Source organism: Streptomyces sp. NPDC020875, assembly GCF_040641415.1.
Lineage (GTDB): Bacteria > Actinomycetota > Actinomycetes > Streptomycetales > Streptomycetaceae > Streptomyces.
This window is the reverse complement of the sequence record NZ_JBFADP010000022.1, coordinates 1-22,668: the sequence shown is the minus strand read 5'-3', so window position 1 is coordinate 22,668 and position 22,668 is coordinate 1. Positions and strand designations below refer to the sequence as shown.

Annotated in this window: 18 protein-coding genes; 11 read left to right on the top strand and 7 right to left on the bottom strand. The window is 73.1% G+C overall.

All coding sequences use genetic code 11. The features are described from left to right. Window positions 1-52: 52 nt before the first annotated feature. Both AB0G74_RS14905 and AB0G74_RS14900 read left to right on the top strand, forming a co-directional pair. A complete protein-coding gene (locus tag AB0G74_RS14905) occupies window positions 53-1,804 on the top strand; it encodes a cation acetate symporter (protein ID WP_361145375.1) in 1,752 nt (583 codons plus the stop codon). Then, a complete protein-coding gene (locus AB0G74_RS14900) occupies window positions 1,801-3,030 on the top strand; it encodes a histidine kinase (RefSeq protein ID WP_361145372.1) in 1,230 nt (409 codons plus the stop codon). The genes AB0G74_RS14905 and AB0G74_RS14900 overlap by 4 nt, the downstream gene beginning before the upstream one ends. A 78-nt stretch (window positions 3,031-3,108) precedes the next feature. Here AB0G74_RS14900 and AB0G74_RS14895 read toward each other — a convergent pair whose 3' ends face one another. Both AB0G74_RS14895 and AB0G74_RS14890 read right to left on the bottom strand, forming a co-directional pair. Then, window positions 3,109-3,576, bottom strand: a complete 468-nt coding sequence (locus AB0G74_RS14895; RefSeq protein WP_361145620.1) for a hypothetical protein — start codon at window positions 3,574-3,576, stop codon at window positions 3,109-3,111. Window positions 3,577-3,905: 329 nt separating this feature from the next. Beyond that, window positions 3,906-4,457 carry a sigma-70 family RNA polymerase sigma factor gene (locus AB0G74_RS14890; RefSeq protein WP_361145369.1) on the bottom strand — a complete coding sequence of 184 codons (552 nt, stop codon included), beginning with the start codon at window positions 4,455-4,457 and terminating at the stop codon, window positions 3,906-3,908. 440 nt (window positions 4,458-4,897) lie between these two features. Between AB0G74_RS14890 and AB0G74_RS14885 the strand changes: the two genes are divergently transcribed. Further along, a complete protein-coding gene (locus AB0G74_RS14885; protein ID WP_361145366.1) occupies window positions 4,898-6,151 on the top strand; it encodes a CapA family protein in 1,254 nt (417 codons plus the stop codon). A 48-nt stretch (window positions 6,152-6,199) separates the two neighbouring features. Here the strand turns inward: AB0G74_RS14885 and AB0G74_RS14880 are convergent, their stop codons facing one another. Next, complete coding sequence (locus AB0G74_RS14880; RefSeq protein WP_361145363.1) at window positions 6,200-6,682, bottom strand: universal stress protein; 483 nt, start codon at window positions 6,680-6,682, stop codon at window positions 6,200-6,202. A gap of 210 nt (window positions 6,683-6,892) precedes the next feature. On the opposite strand from AB0G74_RS14880, the gene AB0G74_RS14875 reads away from it, so the two are divergent. Beyond that, a complete protein-coding gene (locus AB0G74_RS14875; RefSeq protein WP_361145360.1) occupies window positions 6,893-7,759 on the top strand; it encodes a polysaccharide deacetylase family protein in 867 nt (288 codons plus the stop codon). A gap of 182 nt (window positions 7,760-7,941) precedes the next feature. Here AB0G74_RS14875 and AB0G74_RS14870 read toward each other — a convergent pair whose 3' ends face one another. Beyond that, entirely contained in the window at window positions 7,942-8,595 is a 654-nt protein-coding gene (locus AB0G74_RS14870) for a class F sortase (RefSeq protein WP_361145617.1), read from the bottom strand. A 395-nt stretch (window positions 8,596-8,990) separates the two neighbouring features. Between AB0G74_RS14870 and AB0G74_RS14865 the strand changes: the two genes are divergently transcribed. Then, the gene (locus AB0G74_RS14865; protein WP_361145358.1) at window positions 8,991-9,692 is read left to right on the top strand and encodes a hypothetical protein; all 702 of its coding nucleotides are present in this window, start codon (window positions 8,991-8,993) and stop codon (window positions 9,690-9,692) included. Window positions 9,693-9,977: 285 nt separating this feature from the next. Here the strand turns inward: AB0G74_RS14865 and AB0G74_RS14860 are convergent, their stop codons facing one another. Next, the gene (locus AB0G74_RS14860; protein ID WP_361145356.1) at window positions 9,978-10,607 is read right to left on the bottom strand and encodes a hypothetical protein; all 630 of its coding nucleotides are present in this window, start codon (window positions 10,605-10,607) and stop codon (window positions 9,978-9,980) included. Window positions 10,608-11,845: 1,238 nt separating this feature from the next. Here AB0G74_RS14860 and AB0G74_RS14855 point away from each other — a divergent pair. Further along, a complete protein-coding gene (locus tag AB0G74_RS14855; protein ID WP_361145354.1) occupies window positions 11,846-12,658 on the top strand; it encodes an SAM-dependent methyltransferase in 813 nt (270 codons plus the stop codon). Next, window positions 12,655-14,868 (top strand): EAL domain-containing protein, encoded by a 2,214-nt coding sequence (locus AB0G74_RS14850; RefSeq protein WP_361145351.1) that lies wholly within the window; start codon window positions 12,655-12,657, stop codon window positions 14,866-14,868. Before AB0G74_RS14855 ends, AB0G74_RS14850 begins: the two co-directional genes overlap by 4 nt. 82 nt (window positions 14,869-14,950) lie before the next feature. Here AB0G74_RS14850 and AB0G74_RS14845 read toward each other — a convergent pair whose 3' ends face one another. After that, window positions 14,951-15,871 (bottom strand): LysR family transcriptional regulator, encoded by a 921-nt coding sequence (locus AB0G74_RS14845; protein ID WP_361145349.1) that lies wholly within the window; start codon window positions 15,869-15,871, stop codon window positions 14,951-14,953. Between the two features lie 94 nt (window positions 15,872-15,965). On the opposite strand from AB0G74_RS14845, the gene AB0G74_RS14840 reads away from it, so the two are divergent. The 4 genes from AB0G74_RS14840 to AB0G74_RS14825 all read left to right on the top strand — a co-directional run bounded on the left by AB0G74_RS14840 (window position 15,966) and on the right by AB0G74_RS14825 (window position 19,945). Then, window positions 15,966-16,682 (top strand): succinate dehydrogenase, encoded by a 717-nt coding sequence (locus AB0G74_RS14840; protein ID WP_361145347.1) that lies wholly within the window; start codon window positions 15,966-15,968, stop codon window positions 16,680-16,682. A gap of 2 nt (window positions 16,683-16,684) precedes the next feature. Then, window positions 16,685-18,631 carry a fumarate reductase/succinate dehydrogenase flavoprotein subunit gene (locus AB0G74_RS14835; protein WP_361145345.1) on the top strand — a complete coding sequence of 649 codons (1,947 nt, stop codon included), beginning with the start codon at window positions 16,685-16,687 and terminating at the stop codon, window positions 18,629-18,631. Beyond that, window positions 18,628-19,374, top strand: a complete 747-nt coding sequence (locus AB0G74_RS14830; protein WP_361145343.1) for a succinate dehydrogenase/fumarate reductase iron-sulfur subunit — start codon at window positions 18,628-18,630, stop codon at window positions 19,372-19,374. The genes AB0G74_RS14835 and AB0G74_RS14830 overlap by 4 nt, the downstream gene beginning before the upstream one ends. 160 nt (window positions 19,375-19,534) lie before the next feature. Beyond that, window positions 19,535-19,945, top strand: a complete 411-nt coding sequence (locus tag AB0G74_RS14825) for a hypothetical protein (RefSeq protein ID WP_361145341.1) — start codon at window positions 19,535-19,537, stop codon at window positions 19,943-19,945. 284 nt (window positions 19,946-20,229) lie between these two features. Here the strand turns inward: AB0G74_RS14825 and AB0G74_RS14820 are convergent, their stop codons facing one another. Further along, window positions 20,230-22,629 (bottom strand): excinuclease ABC subunit UvrA, encoded by a 2,400-nt coding sequence (locus tag AB0G74_RS14820; protein ID WP_361145614.1) that lies wholly within the window; start codon window positions 22,627-22,629, stop codon window positions 20,230-20,232. Window positions 22,630-22,668: the final 39 nt, after the last annotated feature.

Here is a 22,668-nt window from a genome sequence, read left to right as displayed (position 1 = left end):
CGGTACCCCGGGGCGGCGCCCGCGCGCGGTCCCTCCTCCCGGGCGGTCGCCGGTGAACCAGACGTACGCCGTGACGGCCGTGACCGTCGTCGTACTGGCCACCGTCCTCATCGGCGGGCTCGGGCTGCGGATCTCCCGGACCACATCCGACTTCTATGTCGCCTCCCGCACGGCGGGCCCCCGGCTGAACGCCGCCGCCATCAGCGGCGAATACCTCTCCGCCGCCTCCTTCCTCGGTATCGCCGGTCTCGTCCTCCTGCACGGCCCGGAGATGCTCTGGTATCCCGTCGGCTACGCCGCCGGATATCTGCTGCTGCTGGTCCTGGTCGCCGCCCCGCTGCGGCGCTCCGGCGCGTACACCCTCTCCGACTTCGCCGAGGCGCGGCTGGAGTCGGCGGCCGTCCGCAGACTGGCGTCGCTGTTCGTGGTCGGCGTCGGCTGGCTCTATCTGCTGCCCCAGCTCCAGGGCGCCGGGCTCACCCTGGAGATCCTGACCGGCGCGCCCGGCTGGGTCGGCGGGGTCGTCGTCGCCGTGGTGGTGACCGGGGCCGTCGCGGCGGGCGGGATGCGCAGCATCACCTTCGTCCAGGCGTTCCAGTACTGGCTGAAGCTGACCGCCCTGCTGGTGCCGGCCCTCTTCCTGGCCGCCGCGTGGGCCGCCGACGACGCCCCGCGGGCCCGCTTCGACGCCCCGGCCGTACTCCGCGAGCACACCGCCGTCACCCTCGACGACTCGGTACGGATCGAGCTGGCGAAGCCGCTGACCCTCACCGTCGACGGCACGGTCGACGGGGCCGCGTACCCGGGCCGTACCGTCACCCTCGACGCGGGCGAGCACCGGATCGCGGCCGGAACCCGGCTGGAGTTGCCCGCCGGTGCCGAGGTCCCCCGGCGGACGGCGTCGGAGGCCGATCCGTCGAGCTGGTCGCAGCCGCTCTCCGGCGGCCGGGACGGTTCCCATCTGTACGCCACCTACGGGCTGATCCTCGCCACCTTCCTCGGCACGATGGGCCTGCCGCATGTCGCCGTCCGCTTCTACACCAGCCCCGACGGCCGGGCCGCCCGCCGGACGACTCTCGTCGTCCTCGGACTGATCGGCGCGTTCTATCTGCTGCCGCCCGTCTACGGTGCCCTCGGCCGGATCTACGCACCCGAACTCGCCCTCACCGGCGCCGCGGACGCGGCCGTACTCGTCCTGCCGGAACGGGTACTCGGCGGTGTCGCGGGCGAGTTGCTGGGCGCGCTGCTCGCGGCCGGGGCCTTCGCGGCCTTCCTCTCCACCGCGTCCGGGCTGACGATGGCCGTCGCCGGGGTGATCTCGCAGGACGTGCTGCCGCCGCGCGGAGTGCGCTGGTTCCGGCTGGCGACCGTACTGGCCATGGTCGTACCGCTCGCCGTCAGCACCGTCGCCACCAACGTTCCCGTCGCCGACGCCGTGGGCCTGGCCTTCGCCGTCTCCGCGTCCTCCTTCTGCCCGCTGCTGGTCCTCGGCATCTGGTGGCGCGGACTGACCCCGCCGGGCGCCGCCGCCGGGCTCGTCGTCGGCGGCGGCGCGGCGCTCACCGCCGTGATGGCGACCCGGGCCGGACTCGCCTCCGACGGCTGGCCGCACGCCCTGCTCGCCTGGCCCGCGGTCTGGTCCGTACCCCTCGGCTTCCTCACCATGGTCCTGGTGTCGCTGGCCACCCCGGGCCATGTCCCCGCCTCGACCACCGCGATCCTGGCCAGGCTCCATCTGCCGGAGGACCTCGCGGGCGGCCCGCGACCGAACGAGGGCCCCACGGGACGAGGAGCGCGCCGATGACCGCTACGGGGTTCGCGGCGCTGGCCGCCGCCGGGGTACTGATCCTGGCCGCGGGGATCGCCGCCGGGGTCGCCGTCGGCCGGTTCACCGCCCGCCGGGGCGACCGCCCCGATCTCGATCTCGGCACCCCCGTGGAACGGGCCACCTTCCACACCCTGCACACCGCCTCACTCGCCGCGCCCCCGCTGCGGGCGGGCCTCACCGAGGACACGGCCCGCAAGGCGGTCCGCCGGCTCCGCTCCCTCCTGGGTACCGAGGCGCTCTGCCTCACCGACCGGGACCGGGTACTGGCCTGGGACGGGCCGGGGGAGGACCATCACCGCTGGCGGGTGATGGCCCGCGCCTCCGACGTCCTGGAATCCGGGCGCGGCAAGACCGTGGAAACGCACTGCGAGACACTGGACTGCCCGCTGCGCTGGGCCGTGATCGCGCCCCTCACCGGTGAGGACGGCGTCCTCGGCACCCTCGTCGCGTACGGGTCCCGGGAGTCCGCCGTCCTGGTCCGGGCCGCGACCGAGGTGGCGCGCTGGGTCTCCGTCCAGCTCGAACTCGCCGAACTCGACCGGTCCCGCACCCGGCTGATCGAGGCCGAGATCCGGGCCCTGCGCGCCCAGATCTCCCCCCATTTCCTCTTCAACTCGCTCGCCGCGATCGCCTCCTTCGTCAGGACCGACCCCGAACAGGCCCGTGAGCTGCTGCTGGAGTTCGCCGACTTCACCCGCTACTCCTTCCGGCGGCACGGCGAGTTCACCCAGCTCGCCGACGAACTCCGCTCCATCGAGCAGTATCTGGCGCTGGCCGGGGCCAGATTCGGGGACCGGCTGAAGGTGACGCTCCAGGTGGCACCGGAGGTACTCCCCGTCACCCTGCCCTTCCTCTGTCTCCAGCCCCTGGTGGAGAACGCCGTCAAGCACGGTCTCGAGGACACCACGGGCGAGCGCCGGATCACCATCGCCGCCCAGGACGCGGGCGCCGAGGCCATCGTCACCATCGAGGACGACGGGGTCGGCATGGACCCGGCGGTACTGCGCCGGATCCTCGCGGGGGAGGGGTCGGCCGCGACCGGGATCGGACTGTCGAACGTCGACGAACGACTCCGCCAGGTGTACGGCGACGAACACGGACTGGTCATCGAGACCGGCGTCGGCGCCGGGATGAAGGTCACCGTCCGGATCCCCAAGTACCGGGCGGGAGTGCATTCGTCATCGGGCCGCCGGACCCTGTGACGGCGAGCCGGAGCAACGGCCGGTCCGCGGAACGGCCGACCGGTCCGCGGGACGGCGGTGGCCGGGCGGGACGGTCGCTCAGAACAGATGGATCGCGAGATGCCCCAACGGCAGCCCCAGCCGCCAGGCCGGGGTCCAGACCAGCGTCTGTTCGTCCACCGCGGCCGACCTCGCCCCCGCGGGAGGAGGCGCCTCGTCGTCACCGAGGTCGGCGGTGAGCAGCTCCGTACGGCTCAGCCAGCGCCAGGACTCCCGGGCGAGCAGCAGATCGGGGCCCGGCCCGCCGAGGGCGCGGGCCCTGTCGTCGTGGACCGCGAGCCGTTTCCGTACCCACTCGGGCCAGGGGTGTCCGTACGAGGTGAGATCCAGCCACTCCTCGATCCTGGCGACCGCGCGCACCCCGGCCGGTTCGCCGGAACCCTCGCAGAGGTAGATCGTGAGGGCCAGGGTCTCCCGTCCGGCCCGGTACTCCAGGGACCCGCCGTCCACCAGGGCACCCGTACGCAGCAGCTCATCGGCGATGTACTCGGCGCAGAACCACGCCATGGGCACATCGGGAGTCTCTCCACCGGTGTCGTTCGTACTCTCGGTCTGCACCGTTCCCACCTTCTTCCGGACGACACGGTGACGGTGTCGGTTCGGAGACGAGCCTCCACCGAGTGACACGGCCCGTGGCGCGTCTTTACTCAACTTCACCGTGACGTTTCGCACCGGGCCCCCTGTCGCCGGGGCCACAGGGGGGAGCGGGAAGTGCGGGACGGCAGGTGCTGGTCCATGGGCCCGGGGGCCCTGTTCCGGGGGATGCGGGGGAGACACGGGGAACACGGGAGAAACGGCGGGGGCGGCACGTACGGGGCACGGGGCGGCGGGCGTGATCAGGCGGCGGAGCGCCCGGGGCGGGCGTAGCCGGGGAGTCCCCGGGCGAGCGCCCTCAGGGCGTAGTGGGACCGGGACTTGACCGTGCCCGGCGGGATTCCCAGGACCAGCGCCGTCTCGCTCACACTCAGCCCCTGGAAGTAGAGCCGGTCGAGGACCGCCCGGTGGTCGGCGCTGAGGGCGCCGAACGCGGCCCGGACATCGAGCTGGGCCACGGCGGTCTCGGTGACGTCCGCCGGGTCGGGGGTGGTCGCGAGCACCCCGTCACCGATCTCGGCCGGCCTGGCCAGCCGGGACCTGCGGGCGTCGATGGCCAGCCTGCGCCCGACGGTGAACAGCCAGGGGCGCATCGACTCGTAGGGCGCGTCGAACGCCTCGGGGTGCTGCCACGCCCTGACCAGGGTCTCCTGCAGCAGATCCTCGGCGCGCTGCTGGTCGCCGTAGGTGAGCTGCTGGAGAAAGCTCAGCAGGGCCGGGCCGTGCTCGCGTTGCAACTCCGCGATGGCGTCCTCGTCGGCGGTCGCCGGAGGGTTCAGGGTCGCCGTCGCCATGGTCAACACCTCTTTCGCACCGGAGGGCCGGTGCTCTCGACGGATCGTGGTTCGGTCGGTCGCGGGTCGGAGGGACGGGCGGCTGGGCGGGGGGTGGGCGCGCGGGCGGACGGGCGGATCGGGGACGGGTGGGCGGGCTCGTGGACCGGCCGACAGAGGACGGGCCGTGGCGGTATGGGAACCCATCGCGGAGGGCGGGGACAGTCGGCCCGCCACGATCGTCGGCGAGCGGTCGCTCTCGGCGGCGAATGGTGCGACGAACGGGCGGCCGGAACCGGTGGGCCGGGGAAGCGGACCGCCGGGCGGACCGCCGTCGAGGTGATTCCGGCAGCCCGGTGCGGCGTGTCCCTTGCGTCCCGGCGACGGGCCGTATGAGTTCGAATCGTCGTATCAGCATCTTGTCCGCCCGGCCGGGCGGACCCGGCGAACGGGAGCGGCCCATGGGATTCGCACGGCTACAGCCACGACGACGGCTGACGGGACCGCGGACGGGACCGCGGACGGGACCGCGGACGGGACGGCGGTACGGGTTCCTCGCCCTCGCGGCCCTCCTGTCGGCGGCCGGGGCGAGCGCCTGTACGGCCCCGGAAAGCGGCCGGGCCGCACCCCCGGCGGCCTCGCCCCCCGCGTCCCCGTCGAAGGCGGCCCGCGGCTTCACCCTGGTCGCCAGCGGGGACGTACTGCCCCATGACTCCGTGATCGCCCGCGCCCGGGACGACGCCACCGACCCCACCGCCGACGGCTACGACTTCCGGCCGATGCTCGCCGCCGTCCGGCCCGTGGTCTCCGCCGCCGATCTGGCGATCTGCCATATGGAGACCGTGTACGGCGCGGACGGCGACTACCGCGGCTACCCCTTCTTCACCTCACCGCCGCAGATCGCCCGGGGCCTCGCCGCCACCGGCTACGACGGCTGCTCCACCGCCTCCAACCACTCGCTCGACGACGGTGCCGACGGCATCCGCCGCACCCTCGACGCCATGGACACCGCCGGGCTCGTCCACCACGGCTCGGCCCGGACGGAACGGGAGTCCACCACCCCCGCCCGGCTGCGCGCGGGCGGTGCCGAGGTCGCCCATCTCGCCTATACCTACGACACCAACGGACGGCCGCAGCCCGAAGGGCAGCCCTGGGCCGTACGGCTGATCGACGAGGAGCGGATCGTCGCCGACGCCCGCGCCGCCCGCCGGGCCGGGGCCGATGTGGTCGTCCTCAGCCTGCACTGGGGTACCGAATGGCAGACCGAACCCGATGACCGGCAGCTCGCCCTCGCCCGGAGTCTGACCGCCGCCACCACCGGGGGACGGCCCGATATCGATCTGATCCTGGGCACCCACGCCCATGTCCCGCAGGCGTACGAGAAGGTGAACGGGGTCTGGGTGATCTACGGCATGGGCGATCAGATCGCGGGCCCCATGTTCGACTACACCGGCGCCCGGGACCACCGGGGCAACATGGGCACCATCGGGCGCTTCACCTTCGCCCCGCCGAAGACCCCCGGCGGACGGTGGGACGTCGTCCGGGCCGAGTACGTACCCCAGTGGTACGACACCGACGACGGACGGGTCGTCAATCTGCCCGCCGCCCTGGCCGACGACCCCGGCCGGGACGACTACCGGGCCGTGTCGGAGACCATCACCGAGGCCGTACTCGGCCGGGGCGCCGCCCGGGACGGACTCGTCGCGGCCCGCTGACCGGCCACCCGGCGGATCCCCGCGGACCCCGGCGGATACGCCCCGGCCTCAGGGGACCACGGTCACCGGCCACCGCCCCGCCTTCACCAGCCGGACCGCGACCGAGCCGATGAACCGGTGCCCCGCCGACTCCGACAGACCCACGACCACGGCGTCCGCCTTCAACTCGTCCGCCGCGCTCACCAGCCCGTTGAACGCGTCGCCGGGGAAGGTGTGGAACTCCCAGCGGACGTCCCAGATGCCCCGCACACGCTCCGTCGCCGCCCGCACCTCGGCCACCAACTCCTCCGCGACCTCACCCGTCGCGTCCGCCACCGGGACGCCCAGGGCCGCGCCTGCGGGCATCACCGGCTGGACGTAGACGATCGCCAGCAGCGCGTTCTGCCGCCGGGCGAGACCGCCCGCGTACGCCGCCGCGCGCAAGGACGCGTCGGAGCCGTCCACACCGGCGACGATCACCTTGGGGCCGTCGGTACCGCGTTCGAAGCGCGACGCGGCGGCCGGGGATTCCTGGGGTCCGGACTCTGTCATGGTTCCGAGGCTAATCACTTCCGGGAACCGGCCGCGGCCCGGCCCCGGCCGCCGCGCGCCGCCGGTCCCCGGCCCGGCGGTCGCCCACGCCCCGCCGGTATCGGGCGGATGTCCGGGCGGTGGTGCGTTCGACTGCTCTCATCGGGTACTTTCCCCCGACTCCGCGTGTTGATCATGCTCGGCGGCGGGCCGCCGTGCGAGCAGTTGGTCATGAAGAAGGATCAGACGCCGCCGGACCGCCGTACGGCGCTCCGGATCGCCGCGGGTCTCGGCGCCCTCGCCACCGCGGGCCTCCTCGTCACCGAGGGCACCGGCGAGCGGACCGCGGCTCCCCGGACCGCCGCCGCCGGAGCGGGTGGCGCGCCGGGCCGCCCGGCCGCCGGGGCGGCGGGGGCGGCCGGCCGACGCGTCCAGGCGTCGGCCTACCGCCTCCAGCCCATGACCTCGGTCCCGCGCCGGACGCGCCGCGTCCGGCCGCCCGTCCGCGAGAACCCCTTCCTCAGCCTGCCCGCCCCGGGCCGGACGATGGTGCTGACCTTCGACGACGGGCCCCACCCCGACTACACCCCGGACATGCTGGACATCCTGCGGCGGTACGACGTCCCCGCGATGTTCTTCGTCTGCGGCGAGATGGTCGCCGACTACCCGGACCTGCTGCGGCGGATGGCCGACGACGGCCATGTCATCGGCAACCACACCTGGTCGCATCCGCTGATGCCGTCGCTGCGGCCGTCCCGGATCCGCGGCGAGATGGGCCGGACCAGCGATATCGTCGAGCAGCTCGTGGGGCAGGCACCGCTGTGGTACCGGGCGCCGTTCGGCGCCTGGAACCGGCACTCCTTCGAGATCGGCGCCGAACTGGGCATGGAACCGCTGGCCTGGACCGTCGACACCCTCGACTGGACGGAGCCCGGCGCCGGGACCATCGTCAGCCGGGTCCTGGACGGGGCCGGGCCCGGTGTGGTGGTCCTCTCGCACGACGCCGGGGGCGACCGCTCCCAGAGCGTCGCGGCGCTCCGCAACTATCTGCCGAAGCTGCTGGAGGCCGGATACCGGATGACCGTGCCGCAGCGCTGAACCGGCGCGGACCGGGTCGGGGCGAACGGGGCGAACGGGGCGGCCGGAGCGGTACGGGCGGGTTCGGCCGGGCGGTCCGAACCCGTCGGGCCGTACGAAGCCCGGCGCCCGGAGCCCTGGGCCCGTACTCCGCCCCGCCGTCGGCCGACGCCCGTCAGCGGTCAGCGGTTAGCGGTCGGTGGTCAGCGGGAGGAGACCATCCGGGCGAAGACCACCACATTGCCCTCGTAGCCGTCGGCCCGGCTCCATGTGCCGCCGCAGGTGATCACCCGTAGTTCGGGATGGCCCGTCTCGCCGTACACCCGGGCCCCCGGGAAGTCGTGCTTGGAGTAGACCTCCACGCCGTACACCTCGAATACCGCGGTCTTCCCGTCGAGCCGGGGCACCTCGATCCGGTTCCCCTTCCGCAGGGTGCCCAGACCGTAGAAGACCGCGGGCCCCGCGTTGTTGTCGACATGCCCGACCAGGACGGACGTGCCGCGCTCCCCGGGGGCGACACCGTTCTGGTACCAGCCGGCGACATCGGGAGAGTCGGCGGGCGGGGCCTCGATCCAGCCGTCCGGGTCGAGTCCCACATTCATCAGGGGCGCGTCCACACCGATCGCGGGGATCAGGATCCGCTCGGCGGGGGCGTGCGGCAGCCCCTTCGGCACCGAGAGCGGGGCGAAGGTCTCACCGGCGGTCCGGCCGAGGGACGCGGCAGCCGCGGGCTGGGGCGGCCCGAGCGCGACATCGACCCCGTTCTTCATCAAGGCGATTCCCGTCAGCATCACCAGCGCCAGCACGCCCCAGGGCGAACGGCGCCGGGGCTCCGGGTCGTCGAACTCCGCGCCCATCATTCTCCCTCCGCGGGCCGGGCCGGACACCGTCGTCCGCTCCGTACCCGCTCGGCCGGTCCGCCAATGGATACTTTTGTGCTCTTGATCCTTTTGTTCCCTGCGCACGGTAGGCGAGCCGGGACCGTCCGGCGATCGGGACGGGGCGAACGGGTGGCGCGCCGGTCCGCTCGTCCGTCCGCGCCAACGCCCCGGGAAAATCTCCCCGGCCGGGCTGACGGTCCGTGACCTGCGGTTCCACGGAGCCCATTCGGCGTGTCGTGGGCGTGTCGGGTGCCGCCGTCGCGGGCGTCGACATGCGTGCGGTGGCGGGCCCGGTGAGGGTGCGTCATGGAAGGCGTACTCGTCGACTATCCCGGAGCGCCGTTCCGGGCGTCTTCCGCTGGAGGTTCACGATGCGTGCTTCACGTGCTCTCGCCGTGGCCGCGGTCGCGGGCGTGGCCGTCGGGCTCCAGGCCCCCCTGGCCGTCGCCGGTGGCGACACCCGGGACACGGGGCCGTACAACATCTCCGTCCATCCGCACGCGGTCCACCCGGGCGGAACTCTGCGGATCACCGTCGACGGCTGCTCCCGCGGCGGCACGGTGACGTCGAACGCCTTCCCCACCGCACGACTGGAGAACCGGGACGGCCGGGACAGTCGCGACAGCCGGGACGACGGCGAGAACAGGGATAACGGAGACAGCAGAGATAACAGAGATAACAGAGACAACAGGGAGAACGGAGAGGGCGGCGACAACCGCGATAGCCGCGACAACCGGGACAACCAAGGCGGCCAGGGCGGCGGTCAGGGCGGTCAGGGTGGTGGCCGGGACAACGGCCGGGGTGGTGACGGTGCCCAGGTCGCCGTGGCCCGGGTCCACGACCGGGCCGCTCCTGGCGCGTACAACCTGGCCGTCCGGTGCCAGAACGGCAACCGGGTGGAGACCGCGGAGTTCGCCGTGCTGAGGGGCAGGGGGGCGCGGGGCGGTCTCGGCGGCTCGGTCGGCCCCACCACCGCGGAAATGGCGGTCGGCGGATCCCTGGCCGGTGCCGCCGTACTCGGTGGGGCCCTGGTGATCGCCCGCCGCCGACGCGCCTTCGGCGAAACGCTCTGACGGACCACCGGACGCCCCGGACACCCGGACGGATCCGCGCGCCCGACTCTCCCGGTCCCCCCTTCGGCCGGGAGGAACGGGCGGCGCGCGTACGGGCCGACTCGCACGCGGCCCGCGCGGACCCACCGCCCGCACGTCCGGGGCGTCCGGCCTTTCCCGGCCCCGGATGCCGCTCCGGAAACCGCCCCGGGCGCCCGGGTGCCGCCCGCGCCCTCGTGATCCGTGGGAACGACGAACGACGGGTGGGCGACCGCGCGGTTTCGCGCGATCGCCCACCCGGCCGGATCAGTGGCGGCGCACCCCTGTCCGGCGGCGCAGAACCACCGCCGTCGCGGTCGCCGCCGCCAGTACCAGCGCCGCCCCGGCCGCGAACTCGACCGGGCCCGCGCCGCCCGTCACACTGCCGCCGAGTCCGCCGCGGACCCCCTGCGGGGTGGTGGCCGGTGCGGTCGCGGTGGCCGTACGCGTCGCGGTCGCGGTTGTCGTCGGGGCCGGTGCCGTGGTGCGCGCGGGGGTCGCGGGCACCGTCGGGGAGGGCGCGACCGGTGGCCTGACCGTCGTACTGATGGTCGGGCTCGCGGTGCCCCCGCTGATCGTCAGGATCACGGTCTTCTGCGCGTCACCGCAGCTGAACCGGATCGAGTACTGGGCGCCTCGGCGGGCGTCCCGGTCCACGGTCACCGTCGTGGAGCCACCCGGGCGGATCGACGCCGAGTCGAACACCCCGGACGTCGCGGTCGCCGTGGACGCGCAGCCGTTCGCCGAAAGCGCCACCCGTCCGCCGGGCGCGACCGTCGACGGCGCGACGGCGAAGAGGGGATCCCCGCCGTTGCCGCCCGCCAGGGCGACAGGAGCCGCCAGGGCCAGCACGGACGCTCCCAGCAGAGCGGCGGTCGCGGCACGTATCGCGCGCATGGTCATTCCTCCGGGTCCCCGAGGAGCGCCGCGGAAGCTGTTTCCACGTGAGACCGGATCAGCCCCTCGATGTCCGAAACGCTAGGAGTGCCCCTATCCGGCCGCGATCGGTACCGGGCGAACGGGTCATCGGTGTCCGCCGGGCGGGGGACGGACGCGGCGCGCCGCCGGACATCGCACCCTCGTTCCGGGATAGCGGAATATGTGGCCGACCGCTCGGCCGGGGCCGCCGCCGGACCCGTCGCGGCTCGTCCCGGGGCTCCGCGCGGACCCCGCCCCGGCCTGTTTCGATCCCTTTGCGAAAGCAATGGTGTGCGAACATTCTCCCGGTGGTCCGGCGGTCCCCCGGGCGAACGGGACCGGTGTGACGGGGGACGGTCGTTGCGTCCTCGGTACGTCCCGGCCGGAATCGGCCGGGACGGGCCGTTCCGGCGAGGACGCCAGGTCAGCCATGAAACGGCGCCACCTCGCACAGGAGTACGGGCCGTGTCCGGTTCCCGGCCGTCCCCGGTGGGCCGCTTCCGGGCGCGGTCACTCCGTCCCCGGCGGGGGAGGGGCCCGGGGACGCCGCATCCGAAGCCCCGGGCTCCGGTTCCGTTTCCGGCCGCGTACGGACCCTGCCTCCGATCCCTGGGTCGTACACCGTTCGGTGAGCCCGCCCGTGGTCACCGGGTCCCGCGGAGCGCCGGGTTCCCGCGATGCCCCAACGGGCCGGCGGCCGGGGCGCCGCCACGGGGATTCCGCTCGGTGAACCGGACCCGACCGGGCCGCGGGGGCGTCCGGCCGCCTCCCCCGATGCCGTTGCCGTCAACAACGACGACATCCGGGGCATCCTCCGGAGGGATTTCGCCACCGGATCCGCCGGACCCCTCATGGCGGACTCCGGCCCCGCCCGCGCGCGGACCGCGAGCCGGGCGGCGGCGAGGCGCGAGTCAAGAGGGCGTCAGGGTCGCGATCGGCCCGCGGGGCAAGGCCATCGGGCCCCGCGAGGCCCGCCCGCCGGACCCGCGGGGTCCGGCCCGGACCGCCCGTAGCCCCGCCGGACCGCCGCCGCCCGCGCCTCGGGCCGGGCCCGCGGACCGCATCCCGTACCCCCGGGGTGTGACGAAGAACGGCCCGTGGATCGCCGTCCGGACTCGCCCAAACGACGGCCGATCAGTAGCCTCGGCTCGAACACCGGCCGCGGACACGGCCGGAGACACCGCACGGCCGCTGGTCGAACCCGGTTGGAGACATCGATGGAGCGTGCTGCCTGGGCCCCGCCCGGCATCGACACCTCGATGCCGAGTGTGGCCCGGATGTACGACTACTACGCGGGCGGATCCCACAACTTCGCCGCCGACCGGGCCGCCGCCCGCCGGACCCTGGAGTATCTGCCGGGACTGCCCAAGACCGTCCAGGCCGACCGGGCGTTCATGCGCCGCGCGGTCGGCTGGGCCGTCGGCCGGGGGGTGTCCCGCTTCCTCGACATCGGCTGCGGAATCGTCTCGTACGGCAATGTGCACCAGGTCGCCCGGGCCGCGGACCCCGGCAGCCGGGTCGTCCACCTGGACCACGATCCGGTCGCCGTCGCCCATGGCCGGGAAGTGGCCGGCGGCGACCCCGGGATCACCGTAGTAGCCGCCGACCTGCGCAGACCCCGGCAGATCCTCGACGTTCCCGAGGTCGCCGAACTGCTCGCGGCACCCGGCCCGGTGGCGCTGCTGCTGCTCGGCGTGCTTCCCTTCGTCGAGGACGCGGACGACCCGTACGGCGCGGTACGGGAGTTGGGCGCGGCACTGCCGCCGGAGAGCCTGATCGTCCTCACCCACGCGGCATATGACGGCGTCCCGGTGTCCCAGGAGCAGACGGATGGGGCTCTGGGGGTCTACCGTGACATCCGCAGTCCACTGACATTGCGTTCACAAGAGCACATCGCTCGGTTCTTCGAGGGGTACGAGATGGTCGAGCCCGGACTGGTGTTCACGCCGCGCTGGCGGCCGGACGCCCCAGCCGAGCAGGAGGACCCATATGCCTTCTCAAGCTACGCAGGGGTGGGGCGCAAGGCGTGATGGCGCCGTCGCAGGCGACGGGTCCCGCGGCGGACCCGGACGGTCTTGAGGACAGACTCCGCCGTTTCGCGACCATCTGGAGCCGTGCCGTCTTCCCCGTGACGGCGACCTCCCTGACCCGTAACGAGGTCGAGGAGCATCTGCTGCCGCTGGCCCGCGGACTCCGCGGGCTGCTGCACACCCGGCCGTTCGACCCCAATCCGGCCCACGGGGTCGGCGCGGCGCTGGTCGAGGCCCATCTCACCGACCCCGAGGCGCTGACCCGCACCCTCGGTGTGATCGACGCCTATCTGGTGCTGTACTGCGGAGACGCGGGCGACGAGGAGCTGACCGTCGAGGACGGGCGGACCCGCTGCACCCGGCTCCAGCACGCGGTGGCGGCCGGTTTCGCCGCCGGGCTGCGGGACCGCACCCTCACCGAGCAGGAGGCGGTGGCCCGTTCGGCGCTGACCGCCCGGACCGACGCGGTGCACGCCCTGCACGCCACCGAGACCCGGCTGCGGGCCGTGTTCGAGGGCGCCGCCATCGGGATCGGCATCGCCGAACTCGACGGCACGGTCGTGGAGGTCAACGAGACCCTCACCCGGATGTTCGGCGGCCTCGAACACCACGTCCGGGGCCGGAAGATCGCCGAATGGACCCATCCCGAGGACCGGCCGCACGTCGCCCAGCTCTACCGGGAGCTGAAGCGCGGCGAGCGGGAGCACTTCCGGGTCGAGAAGCCGTTCTTCCGCGACGACGGCACCGTCCTGTGGACCAATCTCACCATGTCCCTGCTGCGGGACCCGGAGGGCAGACCGCAGTATCTGCTGGCGCTGCTGGAGGACACCACCGAGCGCCGGCTGCTCAACCTCCGGCTGCGGTACGAGGCCACGCACGACGCGCTGACCGGGCTGCCGAACCGTACGCTCTTCTTCGAGCGGCTGGAGAAGGCCCTGGCCGGTACCGGCCCCGGCAACACCCCGGCGGTGGCCGGGGCGGACGGCGCCCCCGAGGCCAGGTTCGGGCTCTGCTATCTCGACCTCGACGGCTTCAAGGCCATCAACGACAGCCTCGGCCACGCCACCGGCGACCGGCTGCTGGTCGAGGTCGCCGACCGGTTGCAGAGCTGTGCCACCGCGCCCGGTGAGATGGTGGCCCGGCTCGGCGGCGACGAGTTCGTCGCCCTCACTACCGGACCCGACACCGAGTACGAGGTCGGGGAGCTGGCCGCCCGGATCCTCGGCGCCCTCGGCACCCCGATCCTGGTCGACGGCCGGGAGTTCACCGTCCGGGGCTCCATCGGCATCGTGGAGGGCCCGGCGGGCGAGCGCACCACCGCCGAGGTGCTGCGCAGCGCCGACATCACCATGTACCGGGCCAAGGCGCGCGGCGGCAACCGGTTCGAGATGGCCGATCCCGAGCTGGACCAGCGGGCCATCACCCGGCACGGGCTGACCACGGCCCTGCCCGCGGCGCTGGAGCGCGGCGAGTTCTTCATCGAGTACCAGCCGCTGGTGCACATGGGCGACGGCCGGGTGCACGGCGCCGAGGCACTGGTCCGCTGGTCCCACCCCCAGCACGGGGTACTCGGCCCCGACCAGTTCATCCCCCTCGCCGAGCACACCGGGCTCATCGTGCCGCTGGGCCGCTGGGTCCTCCAGGAGGCGGTCCGCCAGGCGTGCCACTGGCAGGAACACCTCGCCGACGGCGTACCGCTGCGGATCAATGTCAACCTGTCGCCCACCCAGCTCCAGCACCCCGGTCTGGTCGCCGACACCGTCGCCGTACTGGAACGCGCGGGCCTCGCGCCCGGCGCGCTCTGCCTGGAGGTCACCGAGTCCGCGTTGATAGGAGCCGACGAGGGGCTGCTGAGGCCGCTGCGGCAACTCGCCGAGCTGGGTGTGGACATCGCCCTCGACGACTTCGGCACCGGCTACTCCAACCTGGCCAATCTGCGGCGGCTGCCGGTCAGCGTCCTCAAGCTCGACCGCTCCTTCACCAAGGGCATGCAGCAGGCGCCCGTGGACCCGGTCGATCTGAAGATCGTCGAAGGGATCGTCTCGCTGGCGCACAGTCTGGAACTCGCCGTCACCGTCGAGGGCGTGGAGACCGGCGTCCAGGCCGACCAGCTCCGCGAACTCGGCTGCGACACCGCCCAGGGCTGGTACTACGCCCGCCCGGGCCCGCCGGACAAGCTCCACGCGCTCTCCCTGGCCGACGCGATCTGAACGGGGAGCCGTACGACCCCGGAGGCCGTACGGCTCCCCGGGCGCCGTCGCACCCGTACGACCCGGTCCGCCGGGACGCCCCTCAGCCCTCCACCGGCCCGCCGCCCGGCCGCGTCGCGCCGTCCGACACCGTGGACAGCAGGACCCGCTGAAGCTCCCGGGCCGCCCGGGGCGGCGCCACGTCGCTCCGGTGGGCCAGGGCGATCGTCCGCCGCAGCCCCGGCGGCGCCAGCGGGGTCACCCGCAGATCGGGGCCCGCGCGGTCCGCGACCATCCGGGGCACCACCGCCGCCCCGAGCCCCGCCCGGACGAAGCCCAGTACGGCGTCCATCTCCCCGCCCTCCACCGTGAACGACGGCTCGAAACCCGCCGCCCTGCACGCGGCGACCGTCAGCTCCCGCAGGTCGTAGCCGTGCCGGAACATCACCAGCGGGACCTCCCGCAGATCGGCGATCCGGACCGGATCCGGCGGCGCCGGGGCCGCCGCCGACGACACCACCACCAGATCCTCGCGCAGCAGCTCGACCGTGGTCAGCGCCGGTGACGCGGGCGGCAGCGGCAGCACGATCAGCGCCAGATCCAGCGCGCCCCGGGCCAGCCTGCGCACCAGATCGTGCGAGCCGCCCTCGTCGATCAGCAGCCGGATCCCCGGATGCCGGTCGTGGAAGGCGCGCAGCACATCCGGGAGCAGCCCGGTACAGAGACTCGGGGTCGCCCCGAGCCGTACCCGGCCCCGGCGCAGCCGGGCCAGCTCCTGCACCTCCAGCCGGGCGGTGTCCGCGTCCGCCAGGATCCGCCGGGCCAGCGGCAGCAGCGCCTCCCCGGCCTCGGTCAGCCCGATATTGCCCCGGGCCCGGCTGAACAGCTCCGCCCCCAGCTCCTTCTCCAGCGCCCGCACCTGCTGGGAGAGCGAAGGCTGCGACACATGGACCCGCTCGGCGGCCCGGGTGAAGTGCCGGGTCTCGGCCACGGCCACGAAGTACTGGAGCTGCTGGAGCTGCATGGCCCCAGAATAGCCCGTTCATAGGCAATGGCTATGGAGATCAGCCGAATCATGTCTTGGACCACTGGTCAGGTACGCGTCTACCGTTCCGGGCATGGCTCTGGCAACGCGTACGGACCGAAAACGGGCACCGGGGACCCGCCCCCCGCGCTCGTTCTGGGGCTCCACGATCGGCAAGAAGGTCGTGATGGCCGTCAGCGGGCTGATCATGCTCGGCTATCTGGTCGCGCATGTGATGGGAAACCTCAAGGTCTTCTTCGGCCCGGAGGAGTTCAACGCCTACGGCCACTGGCTGCGGACCATGGGCGCGCCCGTACTCCACCACGAGTGGGCCCTGTGGCTGGTCCGGATCGGACTGGTCGCCGCGATCGTCGCCCACGGCGTCAGCGCCTACCAGCTCAGCCGGCGCGACATCAGAGCCCGGCCCACGGGCTACGCGCACCGCCGCCGCCGGGCGAGCTACGCCACCCGCACCATGCGCTGGGGCGGGGTGATCATCGCGCTGTTCGTGGTCTGGCACATCCTCGATCTGACGACCCTCACGGTGAACGAGAACGCCGAGCCCGGGAAGCCGTACGAGAACGTCGTCGCGACCTTCTCCACCTGGTACGGCAATGTCATCTATCTGACCGCGATGGCCGCCGTCGGACTGCACATCCGGCACGGCTTCTGGAGCGCCGCGCAGACCCTCGGCGCGGGCAGCGCCACCCGCGACCGGGCCCTGAAGGCCGTCGCCAACGGCCTCGCGCTCGTCCTGACCGCGGGCTTCGTCGCCGTCCCCGTCGGCGTCATGACCGGAGTGGTGAGCTGAGAATGAGTTACACGGAGTACGAGACCGGCGCCCCGATCACCGACACCAAGGCACCGGACGGGCCGATCGCCGAACGCTGGGACCGCCGCCGATTCGAGGCCAAGCTGGTCAACCCGGCCAACCGGCGCAAGCACACCGTCATCGTGGTCGGGACCGGGCTCGCCGGGGGCGCCGCCGGAGCCACCCTCGGCGAACAGGGCTACCACGTCGAGCAGTTCTGCTACCAGGACTCCCCGCGCCGGGCCCACTCCATCGCCGCCCAGGGCGGCATCAACGCCGCCAAGAACTACCGCAACGACGGCGACTCCGTACACCGGCTCTTCTACGACACCGTCAAGGGCGGCGACTTCCGGGCCCGGGAGTCCAATGTGCACCGGCTTGCCCAGATCTCCGTGGAGATCATCGACCAGTGCGTCGCCCAGGGCGTGCCGTTCGCCCGGGAGTACGGCGGACTCCTCGACACCCGCTCCTTCGGCGGCGTCCAGGTCTCCCGGACCTTCTACGCCCGCGGCCAGACCGGTCAGCAGCTCCTCCTCGGCGCCTACCAGGCCCTGGCCCGGCAGATCGCGGCGGGCACCGTCACCATGCACCCGCGGACCGAGATGCTCGATCTGATCGTGGTCGAGGGCCGGGCCCGGGGCATCGTGGCCCGCGACCTGATCACCGGCGAGATCTCCACCCACTTCGCCGACGCGGTCGTCCTGGCCACCGGCGGCTACGGCAACGTCTTCTACCTCTCGACGAACGCCATGAACTCCAACGCCACCGCGATCTGGCGGGCCCACCGCCGGGGCGCCTACTTCGGCAACCCCTGCTTCACCCAGATCCACCCCACCTGCATCCCCCGTACCGGCGACCACCAGTCGAAGCTCACCCTGATGAGCGAGTCGCTCCGCAACGACGGCCGGATCTGGGTCCCCAAGGCCCGCGGCGACCACCGGCCCCCCGCCGAGATCCCCGAGCACGAACGCGACTACTACCTGGAGCGGATCTACCCCTCCTTCGGCAATCTGGTGCCCCGCGACATCGCCTCCCGGGCCGCCAAGAACGTCTGCGACGAGGGCCGCGGCGTCGGCCCCGGCGGCCAGGGCGTCTATCTCGACTTCGCCGACGCCATCCGCCGGATGGGCCGCGACAGCGTCGCCGAGAAGTACGGCAACCTCTTCGAGATGTACGAGCGGATCACCGCCGAGAACCCGTACGAGGTCCCCATGCGGATCTACCCCGCCGTCCACTACACCATGGGCGGACTCTGGGTGGACTACGACCTCCAGACCACGGTCCCCGGCCTCTTCGCCATCGGCGAGGCCAACTTCTCCGACCACGGCGCCAACCGGCTCGGCGCCTCCGCCCTGATGCAGGGCCTCGCCGACGGCTACTTCGTCCTGCCGTCCACCATCAACGACTACCTCGCCCGCACCCCGGTCGGCGACCGGCCCGACGCCACCCACCCCGAGGTCGGCGCCGTCGTCGCCGAGACCGAGGACCGGCTCCATCTGCTGCTCGCCGTCGACGGCGACCGCACCCCCGACTCCTTCCACCGCGAGCTGGGCGAACTGATGTGGGAGTACTGCGGGATGTCCAGGACCGAGGAAGGACTCCGCAAGGCACTGGAGCGCATCCCGCAGATCCGGGCGGAGTTCTGGCGGCGGATCAAGGTCCCCGGCACCGGCGAGGAGTTCAACCAGTCGCTGGAGAAGGCCAACCGGGTCGTCGACTACCTCGAACTGGCCGAGCTGATGTGCCTCGACGCCCTGCACCGGGCCGAGTCCTGCGGCGGCCACTTCCGCGAGGAGTCCCGCACCCCGGACGGCGAGGCCGCCCGCCGGGACGAGGAGTACGGCTACGCCGCCGCCTGGGAGTTCCCCCACGACCGGCGCGCCCCAGTCCTCCACAAGGAAGCCCTCGTCTTCGAATACGTCCACCCCACCCAGCGGAGCTACGCATGAGGCTCACCCTCCGCGTCTGGCGCCAGCGGCGCCCCGACGCACCCGGCGCCATGGCCGTCTACGAGGTCGACGACATCTCCCCCGACATGTCGTTCCTGGAGATGCTCGACACCCTCAACGAGGAGCTGATCCTCCGCGGCGACGACCCCGTCGCCTTCGACCACGACTGCCGCGAGGGCATCTGCGGCGCGTGCAGCCTGGTCATCAACGGCGACGCCCACGGGCCCGAGCGGACCACGACCTGCCAGCTCCATATGCGCTCCTTCGCCGACGGCGACACCATCGACGTCGAACCCTGGCGGGCCGCCGCCTTCCCCGTCGTCAAGGACCTGGTCGTGGACCGCTCCGCGTTCGACCGGATCATCCAGGCGGGCGGCTATGTCTCGGTGCCCACCGGCTCGGCCCCCGAGGCCCACGCCACCCCCGTACCCAAGGCCGACGCCGACACCGCCTTCGAACACGCCGAATGCATCGGCTGCGGCGCCTGTGTGGCGGCCTGCCCCAACGGCTCGGCGATGCTCTTCACCTCGGCGAAGGTCAACCACCTCAACGTCCTCCCGCAGGGCGCGCCCGAACGGGAGAGCCGGGTCCTCGACATGGTCGCCGCCATGGACGACGAGGGATTCGGCGGCTGCACCCTCACCGGGGAGTGCGCGACCGCCTGCCCCAAGGGGATCCCACTGCCGTCGATCTCCGCGATGAACAAGGAATGGCTGCGCGCCACCCGCCGCTCCGGGCGCTGACCCGGGCGAGTCCGGCATTGATACTCGTAGCGGGTCCGGTGGTCGTGGCTATCGTCGCGGCACACGCCGCGACGAAGACCTCGTATGCGCATACCGGGACCGGCTCACCGCCGCTTGACCGCAGAGACCCAACAATTCCTCGAACCTGAGGCGGGACGTCATGGATGATGAGACGATGTTCGTCCGCACGGAGAGCCTGCCGCAGCCCCCGCGGCAGCACATGACCGTTCGGGTTCACACCTCCATCGGAACCGCCGTGGTGCGCTGGCATGGTGATCCGGGCGAAGCGGATGGCCGCCACCTCATCGAATGGACCGTCGACGAGGACATCCACTGGGGCCGGAACACCCGGCCGGCCACTGCCGCCGAGCCGGAACTCCGGCAGGAAGGCGACCAGGTGATCATGAGTGGTCGCCTCCACCTGACCGACGACGGCGCCGGCTACCTCCGGATGGGCCACTGGCCCGTGCTTTTCGACCTGGCATCACCCATTCCCAACAGCATGGACGAGTCCTGGGTGCAGGTCAGCGTCGGATCGGCGAGCGTCGCTCTGTACCCCTACAAAACCTGACCGGGCCACTCTCAGTTCTCAGTAGCCCTTGACTGCCGATAGGAGCATCAGCAGCGCCGTCCACCCGGTGGGCGGAGACCGCGGTCTGCGGCGCGTGCGACGCGCGACGGCGGGTGGCCCCCTGGCGGAGCGCCGAGGGGTGGTCTCCCGGGATGCGACGGACCCGGCCCGGCCCGGGGGCGCACCCGGCGGAACCGGGCCGGGCGTCGTGGCGATCTGCGTACGTACCCGATCCGCCGGGGTGGGGGAGTGAGTCGTACGGCGGGCCGGTCGTGGCGGCCTCGTCAGACGGCGGGTCGTACGGGCAGGGCCCGGGCCAGCCACGGGGCGGTGCGGCTCTGCGGCGCCGACGCCACCTCGGCGGGTGTGCCCTCGGCGACCACCCGGCCGCCAGCGCCGCCGCCGCCCGGTCCCAGATCCACCACCCAGTCGGCGCCCGCGACCACCGTCATGTCGTGCTCCACCACGACCACCGAGTGCCCGGCGTCCACCAGCCCGTTCAGCTGCCGCATCAGCACCTCGACATCCGCCGGGTGCAGTCCGGCGGTCGGCTCGTCCAGGACGTACACCGTCCGTTCCCGGCGCGACCGCTGCAACTCGCTCGCCAGCTTGATCCGCTGCGCCTCACCGCCGGACAGCTCGGTCGCGGGCTGCCCCAGCCGCAGATGGCCGAGGCCCACGTCCAGCAGGGTCGACAGACTGCGGGCCGCCGCCGGGACGTCCGCGAACCGGACGGCCGCCGCCTCCACCGACAGATCCAGCACCTCGGCGACGGTCAGCCCCCGGTGGCGTACCGCCAGGGTCTCCTCGTTGTACCGGGCGCCCGCGCAGACCGGGCAGGGCGTGTAGGTACTGGGCAGAAAGAGCAGCTCGACCGCGACGAACCCCTCGCCCTGGCACTCCTCGCACCGCCCGCCCGCGACATTGAACGAGAACCGCCCCGCGCCGTAGCCGCGGGTGCGGGCCTCGTCGGTGGCGGCGAAGAGCTTGCGGACGGTGTCGAACAGCCCGGTGTAGGTGGCGAGATTGGACCGGGGCGTACGGCCGATTGGCTTCTGGTCCACGGTCACCAGCCGGCCCACCCCGGGCACGTCCCCGGTGATCTCCCCGACCAGCGTCGACTTGCCCGAACCCGACACGCCGGTGACGGCGGTCAGCACACCGAGCGGGATCCGGACCCGGACATCGCGCAGATTGTGCCGGGTCACCGGGCCGAGGGAGAGCCACTCCGACGCCTCGCGCCTCGGCTGCGGTGTTTCGGCCGCCGCCGGACCCCCTGGTGGACGGTCGCCGGAACCACCGTCGGGACCGCCACCGGAGCCGCCCCCGGTGCCACCGCCGAACAGGAAACGGCGCGTCGCCGACTCCGCCACCGCCGCCAGCCCCTCGGGCGGACCGCTGTGCAGGATCCGCCCGCCGCGGTCGCCCGCGCCGGGGCCCACGTCGACGATCCAGTCCGCGGCCCGCATCACGTCCAGATGGTGCTCCACCACGAAGACCGAGTTGCCCGCCGCCTTCAGCCGGCCGAGGACGGTCAGCAGCGACCGGGTATCGGCCGGATGCAGCCCCGCCGACGGCTCGTCGAGCACATAGACCACACCGAAGAGCCCCGACCTGAGCTGGGTCGCGAGCCGCAGCCGCTGCAACTCCCCGCTGGAGAGCGTGGGCGCGGGCCGGTCGGTGGAGAGATAGCCCAGGCCGAGTTCGGTGACGGCGGCGATCCGGGCCAGCAGATCGGCCGTCAGTACCCGGGCCGCCGCGTCCCCCTCGGCCGCCGCCAGCACCTCGGCCAGTCCGTCCAGCGGCAGGGCCGCGAGTTCGGCGATCGTCCGGCCCGCGAAGGTCACCGCCAGCGCCTCGGGCCGCAGCCGGGCCCCGCCGCACCGGGCGCAGGGCGCCGAGCGCAGAAACCGCTCCGCCCGGGCCCGCAGGGTCCGGCTCTTCGAGGTGGCGAAGGTGTGCAGCACATAGCGCCGGGCGCTCTGGTACGTCCCCTGGTACGGCCGCTGGATCCGGTCCGCGTCCCGGACCGGATGCACCGTCACCACCGGCTGCTCGTCGGTGAAGAGGATCCACTCCCGGTCGGCCGCCGGCAGCTCGCGCCAGGGCCGGTCCACGTCGTACCCCAGCGCGTCCAGGACGTCCCGCAGATTCTTGCCCTGCCAGGCGCCCGGCCAGGCGGCGATCGCGCCCTCCCGGACGGACCGGGACGGATCGGGGACCAGCAGGCCCTCGTCCGTCTCGTGGACCCGGCCCAGCCCCTGGCATCCGGGGCACGCCCCGGCGGCGGTGTTCGGCGAGAAGGCGTCCGAGTCGAGCCGCTCCGCGCCGGGTGGATAGTCACCGGCCCGGGAGAACAGCAGCCGCAGCGAGTTGGAGAGCGTGGTGACCGTGCCCACCGACGAACGGGACGACGGGGCGGACCGGCGCTGCTCCAGCGAGACCGCGGGCGGCAGTCCGGTGATCTCGCCCACCACCGGGGCGCCCACCTGATGGATCAGCCGACGGGCGTAGGGGGCGACGGATTCGAAGTAGCGGCGCTGCGCCTCCGCGTAGACCGTCCCGAACGCCAGGGACGACTTGCCGGACCCCGAGACACCGCTGAAGACCACGAGGGCGTCCCGGGGGCAAGCGCCAGGGGCCGCTCTACAAGGACGCCCGCGACGCGGCCTGGGGCGACGAATGGCCGCCGCCGGAGGACTGAACCCCGTCCGGCCCGGCAT

Coding starts and splice junctions, on each gene's coding strand:
- AB0G74_RS14900 (WP_361145372.1), top strand. CDS start 1,801: ATGACCGCTACGGGGTTCGCGGCGCTGGCCGCCGCCGGGGTACTGATC.
- AB0G74_RS14895 (WP_361145620.1), bottom strand. CDS start 3,576: ATGGCGTGGTTCTGCGCCGAGTACATCGCCGATGAGCTGCTGCGTACG.
- AB0G74_RS14890 (WP_361145369.1), bottom strand. CDS start 4,457: ATGGCGACGGCGACCCTGAACCCTCCGGCGACCGCCGACGAGGACGCC.
- AB0G74_RS14885 (WP_361145366.1), top strand. CDS start 4,898: ATGGGATTCGCACGGCTACAGCCACGACGACGGCTGACGGGACCGCGG.
- AB0G74_RS14880 (WP_361145363.1), bottom strand. CDS start 6,682: ATGACAGAGTCCGGACCCCAGGAATCCCCGGCCGCCGCGTCGCGCTTC.
- AB0G74_RS14875 (WP_361145360.1), top strand. CDS start 6,893: ATGAAGAAGGATCAGACGCCGCCGGACCGCCGTACGGCGCTCCGGATC.
- AB0G74_RS14870 (WP_361145617.1), bottom strand. CDS start 8,595: ATGGGCGCGGAGTTCGACGACCCGGAGCCCCGGCGCCGTTCGCCCTGG.
- AB0G74_RS14865 (WP_361145358.1), top strand. CDS start 8,991: ATGCGTGCTTCACGTGCTCTCGCCGTGGCCGCGGTCGCGGGCGTGGCC.
- AB0G74_RS14860 (WP_361145356.1), bottom strand. CDS start 10,607: ATGCGCGCGATACGTGCCGCGACCGCCGCTCTGCTGGGAGCGTCCGTG.
- AB0G74_RS14855 (WP_361145354.1), top strand. CDS start 11,846: ATGGAGCGTGCTGCCTGGGCCCCGCCCGGCATCGACACCTCGATGCCG.
- AB0G74_RS14845 (WP_361145349.1), bottom strand. CDS start 15,871: ATGCAGCTCCAGCAGCTCCAGTACTTCGTGGCCGTGGCCGAGACCCGG.
- AB0G74_RS14840 (WP_361145347.1), top strand. CDS start 15,966: ATGGCTCTGGCAACGCGTACGGACCGAAAACGGGCACCGGGGACCCGC.
- AB0G74_RS14835 (WP_361145345.1), top strand. CDS start 16,685: ATGAGTTACACGGAGTACGAGACCGGCGCCCCGATCACCGACACCAAG.
- AB0G74_RS14830 (WP_361145343.1), top strand. CDS start 18,628: ATGAGGCTCACCCTCCGCGTCTGGCGCCAGCGGCGCCCCGACGCACCC.
- AB0G74_RS14825 (WP_361145341.1), top strand. CDS start 19,535: ATGGATGATGAGACGATGTTCGTCCGCACGGAGAGCCTGCCGCAGCCC.